This window comes from Bacillus sp. MYb209 (assembly GCF_002975175.1).
GTDB lineage: Bacteria > Bacillota > Bacilli > Bacillales > Bacillaceae_G > Bacillus_A.
The window spans coordinates 1-4,655 of the sequence record NZ_PCNZ01000088.1 but is presented as its reverse complement, the minus strand read 5'-3'; the positions used below and the strand labels follow the sequence as shown (position 1 = coordinate 4,655).

Sequence of the window (4,655 nt, the reverse complement as noted above, 5' to 3'; positions counted from 1 at the left end):
AGATCGATGGAACAGGAGTCTTTATTCGTATAGAGGATGGATTTCTTATTTGGGTTGATGCTGCTGCGAACATTAATGTGACAAGCCTAGATGTTATTAGTGTTCGAAGAGTAGTTTAATTTTAATATTAATAAATGATATTTATTAATATTAAAAGATAAGGGAGAGGGCCCTTATCTTATTTTGTTTTTTTATGAAAAGTATAATGTATCATATGTATAAATTTTTAATTAGGTTTGTACATTCTTAATAAATGTGTTGTTGTTTTATGTAAAGGTGCCAAGAAATACTTTGTAGTTTTATTTCTTGGCATGGGTATTTATTTGGGTCTTTTGGATGCCGACCTTACAATAGTATATGTCCGCTATATGAAATGGTTTGTTATTTATGTTCAGTTAGGTAAAATTTAGAAAAGAAAAACACCTATTTTTTAATAGGTGTTTTTCTTGCAAATTGACTTATAAATTAAAGGAAAGGTTTTTCTATTAATTAATTTTTAAAAATCATCTTCATGATCATGTTTGTGTTCATGATGTTCGTCGCAATGTCTACGACGTTTGCAACGGAAACGATCACAATCAGGTGAATTTATAGAGATTACGTTAATTTTGTTAATCGCAATACGTGCTAATCCTGGGAAACAATCAAAGTCAGATAGAATAATTACGTTGTTTCCTTGAAAACCTTGAAATGTTGCACTTGTAGGTCTTTGATTATCATATTGAATAACAATGCAAGTGCCGGGAGTTAATGTTCTTAAAAATTGTCGTAACTCGGGATTATTATCTTCTTTTCGATGATCTTCTCTTCGATGATCTTCTCTTCGATGATCTTCTCTTCGATGATCTTCTCTTCGATGATGACATCTATCGAAATCACAACCTCCACCAAAACCAAAACCCATAATATTACCCCCTTTCGTTCGTTAGTACATCTTATGCTCGTCTAGAGAGGATGGTGTGAGTATATGAGTCTAGTTAAGTGTGGATTTTTTATCAATCAGATATGGTATGTGAAATTTTAAAGGAGACAAAAAGAAAAGACACTCAAATGAGCGCCTACTTTTTTAGTATCCGAATCCGCCACCGCCGCCGCCGCCCCAACAACTACATCCGATAATGATTAACAGGATGAACAGAACGATTATTAAAGCAAATCCGCCACCAAAGCCACCACAAGAACCACCAAAGCCACCACAAGAACCACCAAAACTCATATTTTTTCCCCCTTCAATTTAGGAGATAGAACAATAGGTAATTTATTATTTAAAGCGATTCTCATTATTTTATGTTTTTATGAACAGAATGAGCAAGTCTTTTTGAACATAAAGATAAGGCACCCTAAGGTGCTTTTCTCCGACTTGAACCATTTTAATTTTAATAATATGTATTGGACTCCCATCCAAATAATATTTTACCACGTTAAGTTGTATTGTTCATTTTTTGGACCCTTTTATTTATAGTGTTTTGAATGTATACTTTTGTTTCGTATTTTGAGGATATCAGGGTAATTGGGTTGAAGTCAATGAATTCGGGGTGCTGAATGTAAACTAATATCTAAAAGTTTACTTTCAAATTAGAGGAGGTTATCCCCTGGGTGGGTAATTAATACAAAAAGACGAAAATCTCTACAGTCTGTTTTTGGCCAATCGTAATTCTTTTTTATTTAATAATTTAGGAACCAGACTGAAACTCTTGCATAATATGTAATCAGGAAAAACAGTTTTGGAAACAAAACGCCATTTCCATCGGGGCAACCCGAAGGGAAGACCGATGTCTTCCCACCCTACATAGAAAGACCACCTTAGGGTGGTCTTTTTTAATTTTAGGTGATTTTTAGGTGCGATGAATTTTTCTCACCCTTTATTTTTATGATATTAGGAGGGGCCACCCCCTCTCCTCACCTCAGCTCTTGCACTCACACCCAAAAATGAAGATGAAAACAACAAATGAGTAATAGGGTAAAGCTAGAACATGTTATTAAACAAGTATTGAGCAAGGAAGGGCATGTTTGGAAATAGAAAAATACTAGGATTTTTATAATGTTTAAGATTATGCATAACATGATAAAAAGAAATGTTATGTAAATCTCACATGAATACCATATACATTTAATTTTCTTTAATTTTGAGGGGTTATCTTTTTTTAAAGAGGGGCTGACTGAAGATTTAAAAGTTAGATCCTAAGAGACAGTTAAAAATATTAGACATGTATAAAAATTAAATAATGTCTAATTTTTACAAAAAATAAATAAATAGACATTTAACGGATTTAATAAACAACTATTTTTCATAGAATATAATCGTAATCTATTACAATAAAGAAAGACGGTGTTTTTATGCCTCAACTTACTAACTTGTGTCCAAGTCCCGTACAGGATCCATTAAGGTTTACTAACTGTTTGGTATTTGAATCTTGTGCTCAAAAGATTGGAGAAGCGAGGATTCCTGAAACAAATCTCATTGTAGCCGGTCTTGGTGGATTCATTGGTACTCTGATTACTACGCTTGCTGCTGCTCTGCCAACTCCTATTACATTAACCGCAGCTCAATTGGCTGCATTGGTTTTGGAGGTTGCAACACGTTTAGGTGCTTCGGGACTTGTGGAATTCGATGCGTGTGTCTCTGCAACCCCAACACTAGAAGGTCATTTGCTTCGGGACAAGATCATCAACTGCGGCGATGTTGATGCGACTGTTACTGTTCGAACTACAGCAGCATTTTTTACTATTATTACACTGCCTGTTACTGGTGCTCCGGTCATCGTACTGGACATTCCAGCTGGTACAGCAGGTTGTACCCTCATCGCGCTGACGATCCAAGAAGAAGAAGCAGCTCCTGGGGTTCGCCCAACCGATTGTATCTTCGAACAAGTTGTTGAGACAGAAGGGTCAACAACTTGTCTTGTAAGGGGAACTGCAGCCGACCCACTTCTTGGTGTAATTATAACAAATCTAGTCATAGTTAAAGCATCTTTTATTGTGTTGAAGAAAGTTGTCCGAGCAGTACAAGCTCCATTACCAACATGTTCTACGGCATCACCATGTCCCCCTACGACTTCGACATCAGCACCATGTCAATGATGGTAAAAATCTAGAAGACAGCCAAATTTGGCTGTCTTCTTCCTAATTTTATATTAGTCTCTATGTAAATTAAATAAAGTTCTTCTTAATTTACATAGAGACTATTAGAACGGGAGAGAACAGCCTTGAATAACACGAATTTTCACTCGGAAAAAGAAGTAACTAAGCTCCTTAAGATTGACGATATTGCATTAAACATGCTTTGCCTAGAACTTGAAAAACGAGACTACACTTTTTTAAAAGATGAGCGAAATCAATTTAGGTTTTATGATAAGGACATTGTCCTGCTTCGTCGTTTCTTCACTCTTGCTAAAGAAGTTGGTATGACATTGCAGACTGCGGCTGATAGATTATTATTAACAAATGAAGTCGTTCCAACTGAAAAACAGGATGAGAACAATGAAAGTGCCCCTTACCATAAGTTAGATATACAAGTTTTCCTTAAACATATACAACATATACAAAAATTTAATCAAGCATTACTCCAACAAATGGATGAACAGCAAAAACTGTTAAGAGAGCAACAATCCTATATAGAAAATGCTTTGCGTAAAATACAGCAGGAAAGTATAGATTTAGAAACAATTATCACAAAGGAAGAAAAAAAGCCTAAAAAAGGATTTTGGTACCATTTTTTCTCTTGAAGGGAGAATTGAATGGTTTTTAGAAACATACGGACAAAATCTATAGGATTTTGTAAAAGAATTAAAGAGTGTTAATAATGAAATAGATTAGAGATGGTTATTTGTGTTGGTCAATCAAAACGGACCTAGCGTAGTGAAGGGAGTATTTGACTTGACCAACTGAAGGACACCCGAACCCTCTTGGCACTGAACAAACTACCGTTTGTTCCTGCCAACCGGCGAGGGAGCCCCTCAAGGATTGAGTGAGGGGTTGGGGAGTTCGATAAATGGGGTCTGGGGAAGAGTTCCCCAGTGGGGTTGGGCAAAGCCCAAGGTTTGTTTTTGCCATGTTAAGCATGGCTCGGCGAAGCCGATAAGCGTCGCAGACCCCTATTGATTTTGATGCGAAAGCGTCAAAATACGTATAGGGTTACGTCAATTGACACAATTTCGTCGCCTTGCTAGACTTATTGTATCAATTAATCTAGGGGAAGTGGTGGCACTTTATGTTGTTCTCTATCTCATTTAATCAATCTCACCAAAGTTCATTAAGCCATAATAACAGAGAAAATATTCATGGGAATCCTGGCATCAATCCATCCAGGTTAGACGAGAATATCTACTTTGTTCAAAAGGACATCCGAAGTGTATACAAGGATGTCTTTCAAGAAGCGGTGGACAAGTATAATGGGAAACAAAAACGCAATGACCGTAAGATCCAGGACTACTATGACAAAATACATAAAAATGAAAAGACACATGAACAACGAGAATTGGTTGTAGCGGTTGGGGAAGGTAAAGATGACCCAAAGTATAGGGGAGCTAAAAAAGAAGCGTTAAAACAGTATGCCGAGGCGTTTCAAAAGCGAAATCCAAATCTAGCAGTCTATAACATAGTTTTACATGATGATGAAGCAAATCCGCATTTACATATTAACTATGTACCGAATT

At 36.2% G+C, this 4,655-nt stretch carries 5 protein-coding genes; 3 read left to right on the top strand and 2 right to left on the bottom strand.

Going from position 1 to position 4,655, the window contains the following annotated elements:
- Nucleotides 1-496: 496 nt before the first annotated feature.
- Together CQZ94_RS30235 and CQZ94_RS30230 are read right to left on the bottom strand one after the other, a co-directional pair.
- Nucleotides 497-904 (bottom strand): hypothetical protein, encoded by a 408-nt coding sequence (locus tag CQZ94_RS30235; protein ID WP_105588375.1) that lies wholly within the window; start codon nucleotides 902-904, stop codon nucleotides 497-499.
- 162 nt (nucleotides 905-1,066) lie between these two features.
- Nucleotides 1,067-1,216 carry a YjcZ family sporulation protein gene (locus CQZ94_RS30230; protein WP_105588374.1) on the bottom strand — a complete coding sequence of 50 codons (150 nt, stop codon included), beginning with the start codon at nucleotides 1,214-1,216 and terminating at the stop codon, nucleotides 1,067-1,069.
- Between the two features lie 1,385 nt (nucleotides 1,217-2,601).
- On the opposite strand from CQZ94_RS30230, the gene CQZ94_RS31020 reads away from it, so the two are divergent.
- The 3 genes from CQZ94_RS31020 to CQZ94_RS30215 all read left to right on the top strand — a co-directional run.
- Nucleotides 2,602-3,081, top strand: a complete 480-nt coding sequence (locus CQZ94_RS31020) for a hypothetical protein (RefSeq protein ID WP_142395975.1) — start codon at nucleotides 2,602-2,604, stop codon at nucleotides 3,079-3,081.
- Nucleotides 3,082-3,206: 125 nt separating this feature from the next.
- Entirely contained in the window at nucleotides 3,207-3,725 is a 519-nt protein-coding gene (locus CQZ94_RS30220; RefSeq protein WP_105588372.1) for a hypothetical protein, read from the top strand.
- A 485-nt stretch (nucleotides 3,726-4,210) separates the two neighbouring features.
- On the top strand, nucleotides 4,211-4,655 hold a 445-nt coding region (locus tag CQZ94_RS30215; RefSeq protein ID WP_181149584.1), incomplete at its 3' end, for a plasmid recombination protein.

Excerpts from the sequence above, each read along its gene's own strand:
- CQZ94_RS30235 (WP_105588375.1), bottom strand. The coding sequence starts at position 904 with ATGGGTTTTGGTTTTGGTGGAGGTTGTGATTTCGATAGATGTCATCAT.
- CQZ94_RS30230 (WP_105588374.1), bottom strand. The coding sequence starts at position 1,216 with ATGAGTTTTGGTGGTTCTTGTGGTGGCTTTGGTGGTTCTTGTGGTGGC.